The organism is Devosia marina (genome assembly GCF_009758415.1).
Lineage (GTDB): Bacteria > Pseudomonadota > Alphaproteobacteria > Rhizobiales > Devosiaceae > Devosia > Devosia marina.
In genome coordinates this window covers 1,200,320-1,217,796 of record NZ_WQRF01000001.1, presented here as the reverse complement: position 1 = coordinate 1,217,796, position 17,477 = coordinate 1,200,320, and the positions used below count along the sequence as shown (strand labels likewise).

At 61.3% G+C, this 17,477-nt stretch carries 21 protein-coding genes; 10 read left to right on the top strand and 11 right to left on the bottom strand.

Translation table 11 applies throughout. The annotated features are described in order from the left end of the window. The first annotated feature begins 38 nt into the window (after positions 1–38). From GO014_RS05900 to GO014_RS05890, 3 genes are all read left to right on the top strand, one after another. Positions 39–362 carry a DUF1476 domain-containing protein gene (locus tag GO014_RS05900; protein ID WP_116588420.1) on the top strand — a complete coding sequence of 108 codons (324 nt, stop codon included), beginning with the start codon at positions 39–41 and terminating at the stop codon, positions 360–362. Between the two features lie 150 nt (positions 363–512). Then, entirely contained in the window at positions 513–830 is a 318-nt protein-coding gene (locus GO014_RS05895; protein ID WP_157289459.1) for an AbrB/MazE/SpoVT family DNA-binding domain-containing protein, read from the top strand. Further along, entirely contained in the window at positions 824–1,207 is a 384-nt protein-coding gene (locus tag GO014_RS05890) for a type II toxin-antitoxin system PemK/MazF family toxin (protein WP_157289458.1), read from the top strand. The genes GO014_RS05895 and GO014_RS05890 overlap by 7 nt, the downstream gene beginning before the upstream one ends. On the opposite strand, the gene GO014_RS05885 is transcribed toward GO014_RS05890, so the two are convergent. From GO014_RS05885 to rpe, 4 genes are all read right to left on the bottom strand, one after another. Then, complete coding sequence (locus GO014_RS05885) at positions 1,204–1,620, bottom strand: GNAT family N-acetyltransferase (RefSeq protein WP_157289457.1); 417 nt, start codon at positions 1,618–1,620, stop codon at positions 1,204–1,206. The genes GO014_RS05890 and GO014_RS05885 overlap by 4 nt on opposite strands. Further along, positions 1,620–2,171 carry an RBBP9/YdeN family alpha/beta hydrolase gene (locus GO014_RS05880; protein ID WP_116588423.1) on the bottom strand — a complete coding sequence of 184 codons (552 nt, stop codon included), beginning with the start codon at positions 2,169–2,171 and terminating at the stop codon, positions 1,620–1,622. Before GO014_RS05880 ends, GO014_RS05885 begins: the two co-directional genes overlap by 1 nt. Then, on the bottom strand, positions 2,168–3,499 hold the full coding sequence (gene purB, locus GO014_RS05875) for an adenylosuccinate lyase (RefSeq protein WP_157289456.1): 1,332 nt from the start codon (positions 3,497–3,499) through the stop codon (positions 2,168–2,170). Before purB ends, GO014_RS05880 begins: the two co-directional genes overlap by 4 nt. 71 nt (positions 3,500–3,570) lie before the next feature. Then, positions 3,571–4,254: a ribulose-phosphate 3-epimerase gene (gene rpe / locus GO014_RS05870; protein ID WP_157289455.1), complete on the bottom strand. Its 684-nt coding sequence runs from the start codon at positions 4,252–4,254 to the stop codon at positions 3,571–3,573. Between the two features lie 190 nt (positions 4,255–4,444). On the opposite strand from rpe, the gene rpsU reads away from it, so the two are divergent. Beyond that, on the top strand, positions 4,445–4,711 hold the full coding sequence (rpsU, locus tag GO014_RS05865) for a 30S ribosomal protein S21 (protein WP_116588426.1): 267 nt from the start codon (positions 4,445–4,447) through the stop codon (positions 4,709–4,711). A gap of 6 nt (positions 4,712–4,717) precedes the next feature. Here the strand turns inward: rpsU and GO014_RS05860 are convergent, their stop codons facing one another. The 4 genes from GO014_RS05860 to GO014_RS05845 are packed head-to-tail and all read right to left on the bottom strand — an operon-like array spanning position 4,718 to position 5,769. Then, positions 4,718–4,969 (bottom strand): hypothetical protein, encoded by a 252-nt coding sequence (locus GO014_RS05860; protein WP_116588427.1) that lies wholly within the window; start codon positions 4,967–4,969, stop codon positions 4,718–4,720. 34 nt (positions 4,970–5,003) lie between these two features. Then, positions 5,004–5,252 carry a hypothetical protein gene (locus GO014_RS05855; protein WP_116588428.1) on the bottom strand — a complete coding sequence of 83 codons (249 nt, stop codon included), beginning with the start codon at positions 5,250–5,252 and terminating at the stop codon, positions 5,004–5,006. After that, positions 5,249–5,503: a hypothetical protein gene (locus GO014_RS05850; protein ID WP_116588429.1), complete on the bottom strand. Its 255-nt coding sequence runs from the start codon at positions 5,501–5,503 to the stop codon at positions 5,249–5,251. Before GO014_RS05850 ends, GO014_RS05855 begins: the two co-directional genes overlap by 4 nt. 59 nt (positions 5,504–5,562) lie before the next feature. Further along, positions 5,563–5,769: a cold-shock protein gene (locus tag GO014_RS05845; RefSeq protein ID WP_157289454.1), complete on the bottom strand. Its 207-nt coding sequence runs from the start codon at positions 5,767–5,769 to the stop codon at positions 5,563–5,565. Between the two features lie 564 nt (positions 5,770–6,333). Between GO014_RS05845 and GO014_RS05840 the strand changes: the two genes are divergently transcribed. From GO014_RS05840 to GO014_RS05830, 3 genes are all read left to right on the top strand, one after another. Then, a complete protein-coding gene (locus GO014_RS05840; protein WP_157289453.1) occupies positions 6,334–9,249 on the top strand; it encodes a PAS domain-containing protein in 2,916 nt (971 codons plus the stop codon). A 266-nt stretch (positions 9,250–9,515) separates the two neighbouring features. Continuing rightward, a complete protein-coding gene (locus GO014_RS05835) occupies positions 9,516–10,256 on the top strand; it encodes a cytochrome c biogenesis CcdA family protein (RefSeq protein ID WP_343030791.1) in 741 nt (246 codons plus the stop codon). 157 nt (positions 10,257–10,413) lie between these two features. After that, positions 10,414–11,655, top strand: a complete 1,242-nt coding sequence (locus GO014_RS05830; RefSeq protein ID WP_157289452.1) for a GNAT family N-acetyltransferase — start codon at positions 10,414–10,416, stop codon at positions 11,653–11,655. Here GO014_RS05830 and radC read toward each other — a convergent pair. Further along, positions 11,641–12,369: a RadC family protein gene (gene radC / locus GO014_RS05825; RefSeq protein ID WP_157289451.1), complete on the bottom strand. Its 729-nt coding sequence runs from the start codon at positions 12,367–12,369 to the stop codon at positions 11,641–11,643. The two genes, GO014_RS05830 and radC, sit on opposite strands and share 15 nt — an antisense overlap. Next, positions 12,369–13,202, bottom strand: a complete 834-nt coding sequence (gene map / locus GO014_RS05820; RefSeq protein WP_157289450.1) for a type I methionyl aminopeptidase — start codon at positions 13,200–13,202, stop codon at positions 12,369–12,371. The genes radC and map overlap by 1 nt, the downstream gene beginning before the upstream one ends. Before the next feature lie 117 nt (positions 13,203–13,319). On the opposite strand from map, the gene GO014_RS05815 reads away from it, so the two are divergent. From GO014_RS05815 to GO014_RS05805, 3 genes are all read left to right on the top strand, one after another. Beyond that, on the top strand, positions 13,320–14,093 hold the full coding sequence (locus tag GO014_RS05815) for a competence/damage-inducible protein A (RefSeq protein WP_157289449.1): 774 nt from the start codon (positions 13,320–13,322) through the stop codon (positions 14,091–14,093). Between the two features lie 43 nt (positions 14,094–14,136). Continuing rightward, a complete protein-coding gene (gpt, locus tag GO014_RS05810) occupies positions 14,137–14,667 on the top strand; it encodes a xanthine phosphoribosyltransferase (protein ID WP_157289448.1) in 531 nt (176 codons plus the stop codon). 70 nt (positions 14,668–14,737) lie between these two features. After that, a complete protein-coding gene (locus GO014_RS05805) occupies positions 14,738–16,093 on the top strand; it encodes a phage minor head protein (protein ID WP_157289447.1) in 1,356 nt (451 codons plus the stop codon). Between the two features lie 742 nt (positions 16,094–16,835). Here the strand turns inward: GO014_RS05805 and GO014_RS05800 are convergent. Then, on the bottom strand, positions 16,836–17,435 hold the full coding sequence (locus tag GO014_RS05800) for a chemotaxis protein CheW (RefSeq protein WP_157289446.1): 600 nt from the start codon (positions 17,433–17,435) through the stop codon (positions 16,836–16,838). Between the last annotated feature and the right edge of the window lie 42 nt (positions 17,436–17,477).

The window sequence follows — 17,477 nt, the reverse complement described above, 5'->3', positions numbered from 1 at the left end:
GGCCGCCAGCGCGGCCCTCAGACCGAACGGGAGAGACCATGAGCGGGTTCGAAGAACGCAAGAAGGGCCAGGAAGCCAAGTTCGCCTTCGACGCGGAAAAGAAGTTCAGGGCCGAAGCGCGCCGCAACAAGCTGCTGGGTCTGTGGGCCGCAGAGCTGATGAGCCTGGAAGCCGACGCCGCCAAGGCCTATGCGGCCGAAGTCGTGGCCGCCGATTTCGAGGAAGCCGGTGATGAAGACGTGTTCCGCAAGGTCTCGGGCGACCTCAAGGCGAAGGGCGTGGACATCTCCGAAGCCGTGATTCGGGAAAAGATGCTGACCCTCATCACTGTCGCCAGCGAGCAGATCGCCGCCGAGGGTTAAGGGCAGGCGCTTCTCCGCCAAAACAATAGGACCCCGTCGGATGACCGGCGGGGTTTTTTGGCATTTGGAAGTCTTGCTGGCCGGGCATCGCCAGCATTGAACTCTTGCCTCCAGAGTGTTAGATATTTGTATAACATTCGAGGTCCAAAAATGGTCGCAAGTGAAAATGTGAGATCTGGAACTGACTTCGGGTCGACCCGGCTGAAGAAAGCAGGTGGGTCACTACTGGTGACGGTGCCGGCTGCTGCACGTCATATGCTGAATCTTAAAGAAGGACAGGAACTCACTGTAACGGTCGAAGGCACAAGGATCACGTTGGAACCAGTGGCTGAACGGACACGGCAGCGCGTGCGCAAGCCGCGCTACTCGCTCGATGAGCTTTTGACCCAAGGCGACGCGCAAAGTCCGGTATCCGAAGACGAAAATGATTGGCAAAACAGCCCGGCCGTGGGGCGTGAAGTTTGGTAAGGCCAAATGCGATCCCATCGCCAGGAGAAATCTGGCTTTTGAACTTGTCGCCGTCGGCAGGGAAAGAGCAAAGGGGCCCTCATCCGGCGCTGTGCCTGTCTGATTTCCGGTTCAATCGCGCCACTGGTCTGGCATTTTTCGCTTCTATCACCACAGTCGGCAATGCCTCGCGACACAACGGCTTTGCCGTGACCCTGCAGAATGCAGGCACCGAGACTACGGGTGTCATCCAGGTCGACCAGACAAGGTCGCTCGACTGGCGGGAGCGGGGCGGCAAACGCAAGGAAGTTGTGCCGCAGGAATTGCTAATCGAGGTGCTTGAGCGATTTGCGCCCATTCTTGGGCTCGGCGTTCTGGAATCCGACGACGGTTCCTAGTCCCGCCCGATCAGCATCGCCATGCCAATCGATGCGGGCATGACCGGCTCAAAACCAAACTGCGCATAAAGATGCCTGGCGTCGCCATCGGCGATCAGACTGACATAGGCGCCCTCGGGCGCTTCGGCCTTGAGGCGCGCCATCAGCGCGGCCATGATCTGCTTGCCCAGGCCCTTGCCTTGATGGGACGGGGCCAGGGCGATGTCGACGATCTGGAAGGCCGTGCCGCCGTCGCCAATGATCCGGCCCATGCCGATTGCCGCGCCATCATGAACGACGGTCACGCCGCACCAGCTATTGGGCAGGCCGATTTCGGCCTGCTCGCGGGTCTTGGCGCTCAGACCTGCGGCAATGCGCAGGCGCAGATAATCCTCCACACCAGGCGGTTGCAGGACGAGTTCATAGCCGTCCATCACAGCCGCTGCATCAGTCGCGTGAACATGAGAAGCCCCTCCGGCCAGGGGCCGTGTCCGGAATGCACATTGATGTGCCCCGCATTGCCGGCCTGGTGGAAGTCCGAGCCCCAGGCGCCGGCATAGTCGGCGGCGGCTTCCAGCGAGCAATAGGGATCGCTGTCCGAAATCACCAGCAAAGAGGGAAAGGGCAGGGGATCGCGCGGCACGAGGCCGAAGGCGCGCGCTTCCTCGGGCAGGTCCTTATTGCCCTCGATGTCGGGCGGCGAGACCAGAAACGCGCCTTTGACCTTACCTTCGGGGAAGCGCCCCGCGGCCTGCACCAGGGCAATGCAGGCCAGGGAATGGGCGACAAGCACGACCGGCCGTTCGGCCAGTTCCACGGCCTGAACCATGGTGTCGGTCCAGTCCTCGGGGTCGGGTTCATCCCAATCGGCCTGCTCGACAATCCCGGCGGTGGACATCTTCTCGGCCCATCGAAGCTGCCAATGGCCTTCGCCGGAACCACCCAGTCCGGGCAGGATCAGAATGTCCGCGTCGGCAATCCTCATGCGCCGAAAACCCGCGCGAAGATCGTATCGACATGCTTGAGATGATAGCCGTCATCGAACATGTCGTCGATTTGCGCATCACTCAGAGTCACTTCCGGGTCGTCCTTGAGGTTCTGTGCGAACAGCCCTGCGCGATCGCCGCGATGTTCCCAGACCTTCATGGCGTTGCGCTGCACGGCAGCATAGCTGTCCTCGCGGCTATAGCCCGCCTGGGTCAGCGCCAGCAGCACGCGCTGGGAATTGTGCAGGCCACCCAGCAGGTCGAGATTCTTGCGCATGTTTTCGGGATAGACCACCAGCTTGTCGATCACGCCGGTCAGGCGCGCGAGGGCAAAGTCCAGTGTCACCGTGGCGTCGGGGCCGATCATGCGTTCGACCGAGGAGTGCGAGATATCACGCTCGTGCCAGAGGGCGACGTTTTCCAGCGCCGGCGTCACCATGCCACGCACCAGGCGCGCCAGCCCGGTGAGGTTTTCCGTCAAGACCGGGTTGCGCTTGTGCGGCATGGCCGAGCTCCCCTTCTGGCCGGGCGAGAAGAATTCCTCGGCTTCGAGCACTTCGGTGCGCTGCAGATGGCGGATTTCCACCGCGACTCGTTCGATGGAAGAGGCGATCACGCCAAGCGTGGCAAAGAACATGGCGTGGCGGTCGCGCGGGATCACCTGGGTCGAGACAGGCTCGATCGACAGGCCGAGCTGTTCGGCGACATATTCCTCGACCGAGGGATCGATATTGGCGAAAGTGCCGATGGCGCCGGAAATTGCCGCCGTCGCAATCTCGTCGCGTGCCGCCACCAGCCGCGCCCGGTTGCGGCTGAACTCGGCATAGGCTTCGGCCAGCTTGACCCCGAAGGTGGTCGGCTCGGCGTGAATGCCGTGGCTGCGACCGATGGTGATGGTGTGCTTGTGCTCCAGCGCCCGCTTCTTGAGCGCGGCCAGCAGGGCGTCGATATCGGTGAGCAGGATGTCGGCGGCGTTCTTCAATTGCACCGACAAGGTCGTGTCCAGAATGTCCGACGAAGTCATGCCCTGATGCACGAAGCGCGCATCTGGCCCGACGATTTCGCTCAAATGCGTGAGAAAGGCGATGACGTCGTGCTTGGTGGTGCGCTCGATCTCGTCGATCCGCGCCACGTCGAACCCATAGTCGCCGCGCTCAGCCTTGCGCGCATTCATCACCTCCCAGATCTTGTCGGCGCTCTCCTTGGGCACAACACCAAGCGCGGCCAGCTTGGAGGTGGCATGCGCCTCGATTTCGAACCAGATGGCGAAGCGGTTCTCGGCCGACCAATTGGCCACCATTTCGGGACGGGAATAGCGCGGGATCATGGGTTTAGCCTTGATAGGTCAGAGTTTGATTCAGGTCTTGAGGGGGTGGAGGCCGCGCGCGACACTGCGTCCTAGACCACCATCCCCGTTGCCGCGTCGCGGATCGCCTTGATCCGTCCCGCATAGGTTTTCGGGTCATTGCCCGCATAGATGGCCGAGCCGGCCACCAGCACATTGGCGCCAGCGCGCACGATCTCGCGGGCATTGTCTGCGGTGACACCGCCATCGACCTCGAGATCGATATCCCGCCCGCCGATCAGGGCTTTGGCCTGCGCGATCTTGTTCAGGCTCTCGGCGATAAAGCTTTGCCCGCCAAAGCCGGGATTGACGCTCATTATCAGCACCAGGTCGCAATCCTCGATCACGTGCTGGATCGCCGACACCGGCGTTGCCGGGTTGAGTGCCACGCCGGCTTTCTTGCCCAGCGCCCGGATCGCCTGCAGCGAGCGGTGCAGATGCGGGCCGGCCTCGGCATGCACGGTAATGATATCGGCGCCGCCTTTGGCGAAATCATTCAGATAGGGGTCCGCCGGCGCGATCATCAGGTGCACATCGAAGACCTTGTCGGTCACCCCGCGCACCGCCGTCATCACCGGCGCGCCGAACGAGATATTGGGCACGAAATGGCCGTCCATCACATCGACATGGATATAGTCCGCGCCGGCCTCGGCAATCGCCTGCACCTCCGCGCCCAGCCGCGCGAAGTCGGCGGAAAGAATGGAGGGCGCTATGCGCAGCGGACGGGTCACGGTCATGGGCACCTCGGCCGGAGGGGGGAATAGCGGCTGCTCTAGCGCGCAGATGGGTTTTGGGCAAGGGCAGGGGCGCTGTCCACATGCCGATTTGGTCATCCGGGCAAATGGTGATAACCCAAGCCCCGGATCGCCGAGCGGCCATCCATTCCCACCCATATCTGGTGAGGCCAACCTAAAGTTAGGAAAGTTTTTGCAGGTTCAAGTCCGCGACAACAATGTCGATCAGGCCCTTCGCGTGCTCAAGAAGCGTCTTCAGCGCGAAGGTGTGTTCCGTGAGATGAAGCTCCGGAAATATTTCGAGAAGCCCTCCGAAGCCCGTGTGCGCAAGAAGGCCGAAGCGATCCGCCGCAGCCGCAAGCTGGCGCGCAAGCAGGCTATTCGTGAAGGTTTGATTGCCGGCCCCAAGCGTCCGGCGCGTCCCACCGGCCGCCCTGGCGCAGCGCCGGCGCGGAACTGATACGCCCTACCGGCCGGGCCCCCGGGCCTGGCCGATATCGGCCAATTGCCGATGCAGATTGCGAATCTGGCGCGAGCCATAGCGGCGGTTTCCCACACACAATTGCGCGCCATGCAGGCTGACAGGCGCGGCCTGTTCCATGGCAAAGCGGATGGCTTTGGCGGCCGAGTTGAAGCGCCTGGCGCCTGCGGCGCGTGCTGATTCAGCACTGGTGCCGAGGAAAAGCTGCCCCGGCATATTCAGCATATCGATGTTCATTAATCTGTCTTTCTACCGGCCCTTGGCCGGGGTCTCAGCGCTTTGCGCGCTCGAGGGGATAATCCTGCGCGTCATAAAGCGCGCGGATCTGTTGCCCCTCATATCGGTTGTCGCCGCTTTCCACGGCCATGCCGCGCAATGCTGCGGCAGGCATGTCCTCGATGGCGAAGCGGATCGCTTCTGCGGCAGAGGAAAATCTGAAATATTGCGCGTTGCGCGCATGAAATGCGCCAAGCACCGCGTAGAGTTCTGCAGGTTCGGCCCAGTCGAGGCCCGCATTCACCGCTTGTTGACGGCGATGGTGAAGACACTTTCACTGTCTTCGAACACGGTCTTGACGACCGAGCTGGGCGAGAGGTCGATTTCCTCGACCACGCGTTCATTGCTTTCGCCCCAGGATTTGACCCGGTACAGCACCGGACCCTTGTCATGCGGCAGGCAGCTCATCACCTCGCAGGGGCCGGCAGGGCGGTTGCTGTGCCGGGGCGCCGAACGCAATTCCAGCATTTGACCGACTTTATAGCGGTGCGGCATGTGCGCTCCTTGTAAGCGTGAAAATGGGGGCGCCCGAGGGAGCCCCCACGGATCCGGCTTTAGGCCAGAGCGATATTGATCGCGGATTCGCGGCCGTCACGACCGTTTTCGAGGTCGTAGGAGACCTTCTGGCCATCGGCCAGGGTCGACAGGCCAGCGCGCTCGATAGCCGAGACGTGCACGAAGGCATCCTTGCCACCGGTGTCGGGGGTGATGAAGCCGAAGCCCTTGGTCGCGTTATAGAATTTTACGGTGCCGTTGATCATGTTGGCGCCTTTCAGTTTGGCTCGAAGCGAAGCAAACGAGCAGGTTTCTCCCGTGCACGACGCAACAGGAGCCTAAGAACGTTTGCATTTCGGAAGGAAAGCCAAGCAACCGGCTAGGCCGGCAGGCCAAGTTCGCCAACAGTGGGCAGAAACGTGTGCACGCACCATCTACCTCAATTGGGGTGAAGTCAAGGCAGGACGCTCTCTTGAAATATTTTAAGGCCGATGGAACTGGCAGTCGCTCAGCTTCGTTCTGGGCCTGATCAAGGTCTGCGGCAATTGGCTTGGAAGCGGCAAATTTCACGATTGATCGGCAAAAAGGGTGTCCTGACGAACATGCATTTACGCGTATTTGGCTTCCGCATCCGCCGCGTTACCGCATGCGCCGACACGCTTCTGGCGGTCTCCTCTGCGATCAGACCCATACTTGCCATCCTATGATAGTCAGCCCCTGCGAGCAGAGGGCAGGAACGCCAACGCTTTGCGTGGCGTGACGATGGCCAACAAGTTTCTGACATATACAAGCGTAACGCGTGGCCAAGCCACGGAAGCAAAAGAAGAATAATGAACGAGAGTTCCGTAAACCGCGAGACTACCCTGTCGTTTCTGAGCGGTGGTGGCGCCACGGGTGCGCTAATCCGTGACCATGACTGGGCCAGTAGCCCGATCGGTGCGCCGGAAGGATGGCCAGAATCGCTCAAGACATTGGTTTCGGTGATGTTGAGCTCAAGTCAGCCCATGTTCGTGGCCTGGGGTCCGTCGCGAACCCTTATATACAATGAGCAGTATGCGCAGATCCTGGCCGACAAGCACCCCGATGCACTTGGCGGTGATTTCTTGGAGGTGTGGCACGAGATTCGAGCGGATCTCAGCCCGATCGTAGAGCGAACATACTCGGGGGAGCCCGTTCAGATGGACGACATCATGCTCGTCATGCAACGACGCGGGTATCCTGAGGAAACTCATTTCTCGTTCTTCTACTCCCCTATCAGGGATGACCGCGGCACCACTGCGGGATTGTTTTGCGCGTGTACCGAAATCACCGGACAAATCGAGGCGGAGCGCCAAGCCGAGCGCGAACGGGCACGCCAGCGGCTTATGCTCAAGCAAATGCCGGGTTTCGTGGCGCTGCTGGTTGGTCCTGACCATCGCTTTGAATACGTCAATGACGCATATCGAGAGATCGCGGGCGACCGGAACTATGAAGGTTTCTCCGTCCGAGAAGTTTTTCCGGAGGTCGAGGGTCAAGGATATTTCGAGTTTCTCGACAACGTCTATGCGACGGGAGAGGCATTCTCAGCTCACGCCGCACCGATCCTTCTGGCTGGAGAGACCGAGCAGCGATATGTAGATTTTCTCTATGAGCCGATCCGCGACGATGCTGGTGCGGTCACTGGCATCTTCGTGGGTGGATACGAGGTCACAGAGCAGGTCCGTACCAGAGCCCGGCTCGAGGAGAGCGAAGAACGTGTTCGCTCGGAGGCCGAACGCGTCCGGCTCGCGCTTGATGCCGGGGCAATCGTGGGCACCTGGGTGTGGGCGGTTCAGGAAGATCGCTTCATCGCCGATGAACGGTTTGCTCGTTCGTTCGCGCTCGATCCCGAGCTTTGCAGGAAGGGGCTTCCGCTGGACATGGTGACTGCGTCGATCCATCCGGAGGACGTGGGCAGAGTTTCGGATGCAATCGAGAAAGCATTGCAGGGCGGGGGAGCCTATAGCTGCGAATATCGAGTTCGCCAGACCGACGGTGAGTATCGCTGGGTTGAAGCGAACGGATTGGTGGAACTGGATGCCAACGGCACTGCACAGCGCTTTCCCGGCGTTCTCATTGACATCGAGGAGGAGCGAAAAGCGAGGATCGAGCGGGATCGCTCAGCGGCGATGCTCGCTGCCTTCATCGAGGCGGTGCCCGGTGTTGTGTACGCCAAAGATCGACAGGGGCGCATGCTGGTCGCCAATCGCGGCGCGACCGAATTGATCGGGAAACCGCCCCAGGAGTATCTGGGCAAGACAGATGCGGAATTTCTCGAAAACACGGCGCAGGGGGAAGCCGTGATGGCGAACGACCGCGCTGTCATGGAATCCGGGGTTTTACGGCAGATCGAAGAGACGGTGCATCGGCCAGACGGCAGCCCGGCGATATGGCTATCAACCAAATCGCCCTGGCGGGACACAGATGGTACGGTGATCGGCCTCGTCGGGTCATCGCTGGATATTACGGCGCGCAAGGAGGCAGAAGCTGCACTAGAGTCCAGCCGGGAAGAATTGAGGCGGTTGAACGCCTCGCTGGAAGAGCGCGTCAAGCAGGCCATCGACGAGCGTGAGAACGCGCTGGCTCTCTTGCACGAGGCACGGAAGGTCGAAACTCTGGGCCAACTGACGGGCGGGGTCGCGCACGATTTCAACAATCTGCTTACGCCGATAATGTCTGGTCTTGATATTCTTAGCCGACGGCACGGTGATGACGAGAAGTCCCATCGGATCATCTCGGGCGCCTTGCAGGCAGCGGATCGTGCCAAGACACTTGTCCAGCGCCTCCTGGCCTTCGCCCGCCGCCAGACCCTGTTGCCGAAGGACACCGATATCTGCGAGCTGGCCAGGGAGATGCGCGAGCTGCTGGAGCGCACTCTGGGCCCGCAGATTGAGTTCCGCCTGGAGACCAAGGACGCTGGATGTGCAGCCTTGGTGGATCCAAATCAACTGGAGCTGGCAATCCTCAATCTGGCCGTCAACGCTCGTGACGCAATGCCGGATGGTGGCACGCTGACCATTTCGGTGGATACGGTGACCGTCGCCCCGAAGACGCCTCATGACACCCTGGAGAACGGTAATTACGTGCGTGTCAGTGTCATTGATACCGGTACCGGAATGGATGCCGAGACGCTCTCTCACGCTATCGAGCCGTTTTTTACTACCAAGGAAGTGGGGCAGGGCACTGGTCTCGGTCTGTCGATGGTGCATGGCCTGGCCGCACAGTCCGGTGGTGCTCTGAGCGTGCGCTCAGTGCAGGGCCAGGGGACTACAGCCGAGATATGGCTGCCGTTCGCGCCTTTCCAGACAAAGCCGGATCCGGTTCAGAATGCGGAAGTTCCGCTCCCAGAGAAGGCGAAAAAAGTGCTCCTTGTTGACGACGAGGCTCTTATTCGGATGAGCGTGGCGGACAATCTTATCGAGCTTGGCTACGAGGTTGTCGAAGCGGGCTCAGCAGCTGCGGCCCTGGAGCATGTTCGCTCGGGCGTTGTCCCCGATCTGCTCGTTACCGACCACATGATGCCTCGCATGACCGGGGCTCAACTCGCGAACGAACTGCGCGACATTATTCCCGATCTGCCCATCTTGATGATCACTGGCTATGCGGACCTGAAACCTGAGCAGGCAAGCGGGCTTGTGGTGCTCGCAAAACCCTTCCGCATGGCAGAACTGGGTAGGCGCGTTGCTGAACTACTGGATGGCAGGCAGTCCATCGGGACGCCTGCCTAGCCGGAGTATCCGTCGCCAGGGCACTGGAGACGCTGGTGCTCATCACTTTGCGAATACGCTCTTAGCCAGCTTTGGCCGGCCGAGGACCAAGCTGCCGGTCGGTGCCAAGGGGGCGTTTGCAGAGCAAAAAATGTCTGCGATAGCGCTTGTTCTCAGAAACGCTCGTTCTGCCGGTTGCGTCCTCACATCCGCGCGATGCGGCACAGGGGCTCATTGCCTTTGGCTTGCACCGCGCTAAACAGGGGCGCGACTAAGGAGCGTCAGACGTGGAATTTTCCCTGCCTTTGGTGATCGGCGCCGGTGTGCTGAGCTTTCTCAGCCCCTGCGTGCTGCCCCTGGTGCCGCCCTATCTCACCTATATGAGCGGGGCGAGCTATGACCAGTTGCGCGCCGAGGCGGTGTCCGGCTCGCCGGGGCGGTTGACCGGCCGGGTCGCTCTGACCTCGATCTTCTTCATACTCGGCTTTTCCGTCGTCTTCATTGCCCTTGGCGCCACCGCCACCGCCTTTGGCCAGGTGTTCCGCCAGCTCCTGCCGATCCTCACGCCCATCGCGGGCGTCGTCATCATCGCCATGGGCCTGCATTTCCTGGGCGTGTTCCGCATTGGCATTCTCGATCGGCAATTGCGCCATAATGGTCCCGGCGCGGCCTCCGGTCCCCTGGGCGGGTTCCTGCTCGGTCTCGCCTTTGCCATTGGCTGGACCCCCTGCATCGGCCCGGTGCTGGCCGCCATCCTTTCGGTGGCGGCCAGCCGCGATACCGCCTGGGAGGGCGCCTCGCTGCTCGGGCTCTATTCGCTGGGCCTGGGCATTCCCTTCTTCCTCGCCGGCATTGCCGTAGGGCCGTTCCTCACCTTCTTTGATGGCTTCAAGAAGCATCTGGGCACGGTAGAAAAAGTCATGGGTGGCCTGCTGGTATTCACGGGCCTGTTGTTCATCACCGGCAATTTCACCCGCATTTCCTATTGGTTCCTGGAGACCTTTCCGGTCCTGGCCAATTTCGGCTGATCTTCCTTGAGATCTTTCCCAGGGTCCGAGGGAATCGTAGTCCGGAGTTAACCCTGTTCACGGAATCGAGAGCCGAACCTGTTTCCCTCTGGCCATGTTGAGGCGCAGTTTACCCGCAGGGGACAGACTGGCGTCGAAATTGGCCAAGGGCAGCAGATTGACCGCGAACACCCAAGCCATCGCCCGGGCGATGGACGACATTGCGAGCCAGGGCAGCGCGGCCGATGCCGCGGCCATGGGCGCGCGCGTCGGCATTTCGGTGCGCGTGACCAACCGGATCGAGGATGTCGAGGCGATCTGGCGCAGCCTTTCCGCCGCGGGCCTTGAATCGCCGGGCCAGAGCTACGACTTCATCCGGCTCTGGGTGACCGACCGCCAGATCCCGGTTTCGGCCCAGCATTATGTCGTGGGCGAGGTCGATGGTGTTCCGGTGGCCCTGCTGCCGCTGCACTTAAAGCGCGTCCATGGCGTGCGCCTCTACACCTGGTTTCCCGGTCCCCATGCCGGCTGCTACGCCCCGCTGACCGACGTCCGGCGCCTCCAAGAGCTGGGCACATCGGGCCGGTCCGCCCTGTGGCGCTCCATGATCGGAGCGCTCAAAGGCGCCGATCTGGTCTATCTGCGCTCCATGCCCGACCGGATCGGGGAGGCTGAGGGGCTGTTCGACGAACTGGGCAAGGCCCTTGAAGTCGAGACGCTCTATCGTGCCCGGTTCTCCTCCTGGGAGCACTGCGACCGCGAACAGCGCAGCCGTTCCCGCCGCAAGCATGACCGGCAGCAGGGCGACCGCCTTGCAGCATTGGGCGAAGTCGGCTTCGATGTGGTCTGCGATCTGGCCGAGGCCCATGCGGTGCTCGACACCATGTTCGCCCAGCGTTCCGCCCGGTTCCGCGCCCAGGGCATTCGCGACATCTTCGTGTGCGACAACATCACCAGCTTCTACCACGCGGCACTGGACCCCAATTCAGGCGTCGATGTGCGGCTCCATGTCCTGCGGCTCGAAGGCCAGATCGTTGCGGCACGTTATAACATCGTGGTTGGCGACCGTATGTTCTGCCTGATCTCGTCGATGAGTGATTGCAGCCTTATCCAGTCCGGCTCACCGGGCAAGCAGTGCCTGTTGCGGGTAGTGCAGAGCGTGTTCGACGAGGGCATGTCGGTCTTCGACATGGGCGCCGGCTTTACCGATGAAAAGCGCCATTGGTGCAATGAGCAGGTACCCCTGCGGCAGCACTATGTGCCGCTGACCCCGCTGGGCCATCTGGTGATGCTGGGTCACAGCCATTTCCAGCGCCTGCGCGCCTGGGCCAAGGCCAATGCCAGCGTCAAATCGGCGCTCCGTGCGGCCCATCAGCTCTACGAACGCATCCGGGGCAAGAGCCGGTCAGATCAGCTTTAGGCTGCGCAGCGAGGCGTGGCCCGATTTGCCGATGATGATGTGGTCGTGCAACACAATGCCCAGTGGCTTGGCGATATCCCCGATCTCCCGGGTCATGCGAATATCGGCGGACGAGGGGGCCGGATCGCCCGAGGGGTGATTATGCACCAGGATCAGCGCCGTGGCCGAGAGTTCGAGGGAGCGCTTGATGACTTCGCGGGGATAGACCGGCGTATGGTCAACCGTCCCGGTCTGTTGCACCTCATCGGCAATCAGCCGGTTCTTCTTGTCGAGAAACAGAATGCGGAACTGCTCGATCGACTGAAATGCCATCTGGCTGCGGCAATAGTCAATCAGCTGGTTCCAGGACGAGAGGATCGGCATATCGTGGTCGATGCGGTCGCGCCCAAAGCGTGCGGCCACCGCCTGGATCACCTTGAGATGGGCGATGGAAGTGGGGCCCAGCCCCTTGATTTTGGCAAGCCGGGTTTCGCTGGCGTTGAACACGGCCGAAAACGAGCCGAACTCGCGCAGCAGCGTCTTGGCGAGCGCCTTGGTGTCCTTGCGCGGAATGACCAGCTGCAGTGCCAGCTCAAGCAGTTCGTAATCCTCGAGGGCGTCGCCGCCCAGTTTGAGAAAGCGTTCTCTGACGCGCTGGCGATGGCCGGCATGGTCATTGGCTGCGGCTGGCGCGGGAAGGGTGGCCTCGGCGAATTCGTCGGGCCGGTCAGTCATCAGGCGCTCCGGCTGGCCAGGGGATTGAACAGACCGGCCGGCGAAAGCGTGAAGACTTCGCAGCCGTTTTCGGTGATGCCGATGGAATGCTCGCACTGGGCCGAGAGCGTCCGGTCGCGGGTCACCGCGGTCCACCCATCGGAGAGAATCTTGACGTGCGGACGCCCCAGATTGATCATCGGTTCGATGGTGAAGATCATGCCCGGCTTGAGTTCGGCGCCGGAGCCGGGCGTGCCGAAATGCAGGATGTTGGGCTCGTCATGAAACAGGCGGCCCAGCCCGTGCCCGACAAAGTCGCGCACCACGCTCATGCGTTCGGCTTCCGCCACCGCCTGAATGGCCGCGCCGATATCGCCGGTGGTGTTGCCTGGCCTGGCGGCGGCAATGCCCGCTTCGAGCCCGGCATAGGTGATTTCGATCAGCCGCTCCGCTTTGCGGGAGATTTCGCCCACCGGATACATGCGACTCGAATCCCCATGCCAGCCATCGAGCACCAGGGTAAGGTCGACATTGACAATGTCGCCCTCGCGCAATGGCCGCTCATCGGGGATGCCGTGGCAGACCACATGGTTGATCGAGGTGCAGACGGAGTGCCGATAGCCCTTGTAGAAGATAGTCGCCGGAACAGCGCCATGGTCGCGGGCAAACTCATAGGCAACGCGGTCGATTGTCGAGGTAGGCACGCCGGCTTCGACAAAGGGCGTCAGCTCGTCCAGCGCCCGCGCCGTCAGCGCGCCGGCGCGACGCATGCCCTCAAAGCCTTCCGAGCCATGCAGCGGAATGACGCCGGCAGTGCGGCGGGCTTTGGTGGTGGCGTCGACATAAGTGATCATGCGTGGCTCTCCTGAAAAGGCAAAATAAGGTCTTAATCCGGCGAAGGGAAGGGTGGTGAACCGTTGACTTGCCGCAGGCGTAGGGGCATCCACAACTGCCTTGAGGAAAAAGCAGCGATGACCCAGTCAGATTCCCGTATTACCGCCGGCATGATCGTGATCGGCGATGAGATCCTTTCTGGGCGCACCAAGGACGTCAATATCGGCGCGGTGGCCGATTTCTGCACCGACCTGGGTATCGATCTCGCCGAAGTGCGGGTGGTGTCGGATGAAATGGACTCCATTGTCGAGGCGGTCAACGCCCTGCGCGCCCGCTATACCTATGTCTTTACTTCCGGCGGTATCGGCCCGACCCATGACGACATCACGGCAGACGCCATAGCCCAAGCCTTCGGTGTTGCCCTGCCGATCAATGCCCAGGCGCGCGCCATGCTCGAAGCGCGCTGGAAAGAAACCGGCACGGAGGTCAATGAGGCCCGCTTGCGCATGGCGCGCATTCCCGAAGGCGCCGACCTGATCGTCAACTCGGTGTCCGCCGCGCCGGGCTTCCGCATTGGCAATGTGCATGTCATGGCCGGGGTGCCGGTGATCATGCGGTCCATGCTCGAAGCATTGGCGCCCACGCTCGAGGGCGGAAAGAAGGTTTCGTCCGTCGCCATCCGGGCGGCCGTGGGCGAAGGCACGCTGGGCGGTCCGCTCGGCGTGCTGCAGACTGAATATCCGGACGTGAAGATGGGCTCTTACCCGCAAATGGGCAAAGACCGAGTAATGACCGAGCTGGTGCTGCGCTCCTCCGATGAAGCGCGACTGGCCGAAGCGGCCGACAAGGTTCGCGCCATGGTTGCCGCGGCCCACGAAAAAGCAGGCATCGCCCCGCCCGACGCGGAATGATTGGCCTTTTGGCCTGGCTTTGCTAAGCAGCAGTTCAAGAAAAATGAGGGGCGCTGCCCCACCAGGAGACAGACCCGTGAGCAACCCCAACCAGAAGTCTTTTCCCGTTACCTGGGATCAGTTCCACCGCGACAGCCGGGCCCTGGCGTGGCGCCTGGCGGGCATAGGTCCGTTCGAAGCGGTCGTCGCCATCGCCCGTGGCGGCTTGGTGCCGGCAGCCATCGTGGCACGCGAACTCAATATCCGAACTGTCGAGACCGTTGCTGTAAAGAGCTACGATCACCAGAACCAGGGCGGTATCAGGGTCCTCAAGGAAATCAGCCAGCCGGTTTTGGATATCGCCAAGAACGGCGGCAAGGTCCTTATCGTTGACGATCTGGTCGATACCGGCGCCACCGCCCGCGTCGTCCGCGACATGCTCCCCGGCGCCCATTTCGCCACGGTCTATGCCAAGCCCAAGGGACGCGAACTGGTCGACACTTTCATCACCGAAGTCAGCCAGGATACCTGGATCTTCTTCCCCTGGGATCTCGACGTCGCCTATGTCGCCCCGATTTCGGGCGGCACGGACTGATCGCCAGCCCGCTTATCCCCGCCTTTTGAACCCATGAGACCATGCCTTCGCATTCAGGCGAGGGCAGGGCATGGGGAAACTTTCCGCAACACTTCAATCAGGCCGCAAGGCGCTGGCACGCATTGCCGAGCGAAGGGCCTTTGAAAGCTACATTCGTCGCGGACGTGTTCCCGCAGCACTCGCTGCATTCTCTGAGGCAGCATCCGACGAACGAAAATTCCTCGCGCTGTGCGCTGGCCTCTCGACCAAAGCACTGAGCAACGGCAAGGCGACCACGCACTACACTTGGCGCACGGTCGGAGATGACAAGGTGCGCGACGCGCATGCGGCGCTTGCCGGGCAGGTCTTTTCCTGGTCGTCGCCGCCTGCAACTGGTCACCCCGGCACGGAACACAATTGCCGCTGCTGGGCCGAGCCATACTTTGGCGACCCGGCGGTGCCGGATTCGCTTCTCGCCCTCACGCGCAACCGCCGCGTGGTCACTGACCCGGCGCAAAGTATAGCCAGCATCGAGACGCTGGCCCGACCGGATGGCAGCATTGCCGCATCGACGATTGGGACGGTCGATGGCACCGGCATCAGTGCCGTCTTCCAGGGGTCAAGTGTTTCGCACCTGGTCTCTTTTCCCGACGGGGCGTCCTACCAGTCTCTAAGACTTGGCGAAGCCCGCGAGGTCACGGTCCGCCAGGATGGGGAGACCCGTTTGCAGGTGGCGTGGCTAAGGCGGGCTCTCGCGCCCAACCTCCGCCCACCTTTGCCTGCGCCCTTGCTTTTGCCGGCTAGAGATCCCGGTGACCCGGCCGGGCCAACATTGGTGGAGGTCACCGCCGCGCCTTGGGCAACCATGCTGCGCGGTGCTCTTGAGCGCTATAATGCGGCGGTGGCGGCACCAGATGCCATGGGCGTGGGCGAAGGCGACCGATCGGTCGTCGCGTTCAAGATTTGGACTGGCGGCAACAATGAGGAGGTCGTGAGCCTCCACCAGGAAACGTTAACGCAAGAGCAGGTAGCCGAGGTCTGCGAATTCCTGCCAGATGTTCAGGCCCAGACCAATGAAGCTGCGACTGAAAACCAGCCTCAAAGGGCGACGATGACTCCTACAGAGTGGGGCAATTTAGTGCACTGGGCGATCTACAAACGCATTAACGGTCTGAAGACGTCTTTTCCTACGGCCTTCGCCAACGTGTTTCCCGAAATATCGATTGATGGCCGCCGGCTCGAAATTGATGATCCAAGGGGACCTAAATACGGTCAGGCGGGAACGAGCCGTCTGGATGTACTCGAAAAAGTAAGTGCCACTACGTATTGCGTCTATGATGTGAAAACTGGAAGGTCTGGTCTAACCCTCAACCGCATCAAGGAAATTCTTGAAAAGCTGCCGGTTGGTGTGCTGGTTTACATCATGGAAGTGCGACCCTTCGAATGACGACAGCTGCTCAAGCGAGGTCACTCTGTCAGCCATTTCTTGATCGGCACCCTGATTTTGTCTTCAAGCAGCGCTCCCTCTTTCGGGTGCCAGTACGTCATGTTGAGCAGGGTTTCTCGACCGATCGGATGTCCCCGCCTCAGCTCATCCGGACAACTTGGTACGCGTCCATATTACCCAGTCCGCCTCCTTGGTCAGCCGGGGGTATCGGAAAGTTCCTGGATAGAGCGACAGGGTCGATTGAAAGTCCTGATTTCTCTTCCGAATTTGTGCGGGAGTTGGAGCGCGCCAACCGTGAGATTCTCCCGCACGTCACGACGTTTGAAGGCATACTCGAATACCCCTACGAACCGATCATTGGGACCGGAATAAATCCGGTCATTAGGTCCGTATTGCTGGCGGCGCTAGGTAGGTTTGGGGCAGCTGGTCTTCTATTGACGGACTGGATACGAGAAGAGCGTGGTTGGCTCCGAATGTACGGAGATGGTACTAAAAGGCGCCATCGCAAGGGCAGCAAGGCGTGGCAGCAGCGGCAAAAATTGCAAGCCGAGGTCGCTGAACACCTTGCCCATGTCGAAAAGCTCCATGACCTGTTGGCAGTGGGCGACCCCGGACCAATCGCGGCCTTGTTGCATGAATGGGAAGCCATCAGTGCCAGGATGCGTCGCATAGAGCGCTATTGGGAGCCATCGCCGTTTCCGTTCGAGCTCGCATGAACGCGGCACATTTGGGCGTGATGGGACTAAGCCTGAACTTCGTCAACAAAGACAAATTCGGTGTCTTCCAGCTCGGGGTTGATGGACCTCTCCACCGGTTCCATTTGCTCCAGAACCTCGCTACCAGAGATTTCCACCGCCTCGCGCAGCACTGTTTCCTCGTCCAGGATCGCCACCAGCGTGTCGCCCTGGCGGGCAATGCCGCCCAGGAACCGCGCCGCCGAGCCTTCGATCTGTGGCACGGGCAGAATGTCGTCGGCCTTGATGTCGATGATGTCGGAGACGCTGTCGACGAGCAGGCCCATGTCGTGGCCAGCAACCTTGAGCACCAGGATCACCTGGCCCTCGTGCTGGGTGCTTCGCTCGGAAGAGCAGCCGATGCGCAGGGCCAGATCGTGGATCGGCACCACCCGCCCGCGTATTTCGATCACCCCGAGCACATCCGGTTTCCGCCCGGGCAAGGGCGTGACCGGGCTCCAATTGCGGATTTCGCGCATGGACATGATATCGACGACGAAATTCTGCCCCGCACAGGCGAAGGTGATGAATTGCCGCGTTTCGGCGTTGACCTCTGCGCCGGGCGGGGTCTCAAATTCGTCTTCCAAATTCTTTGGCAGGGCCGACATCGCTACGCCTTACTCGATCACTTGGGACAGCCAACCGGCCCC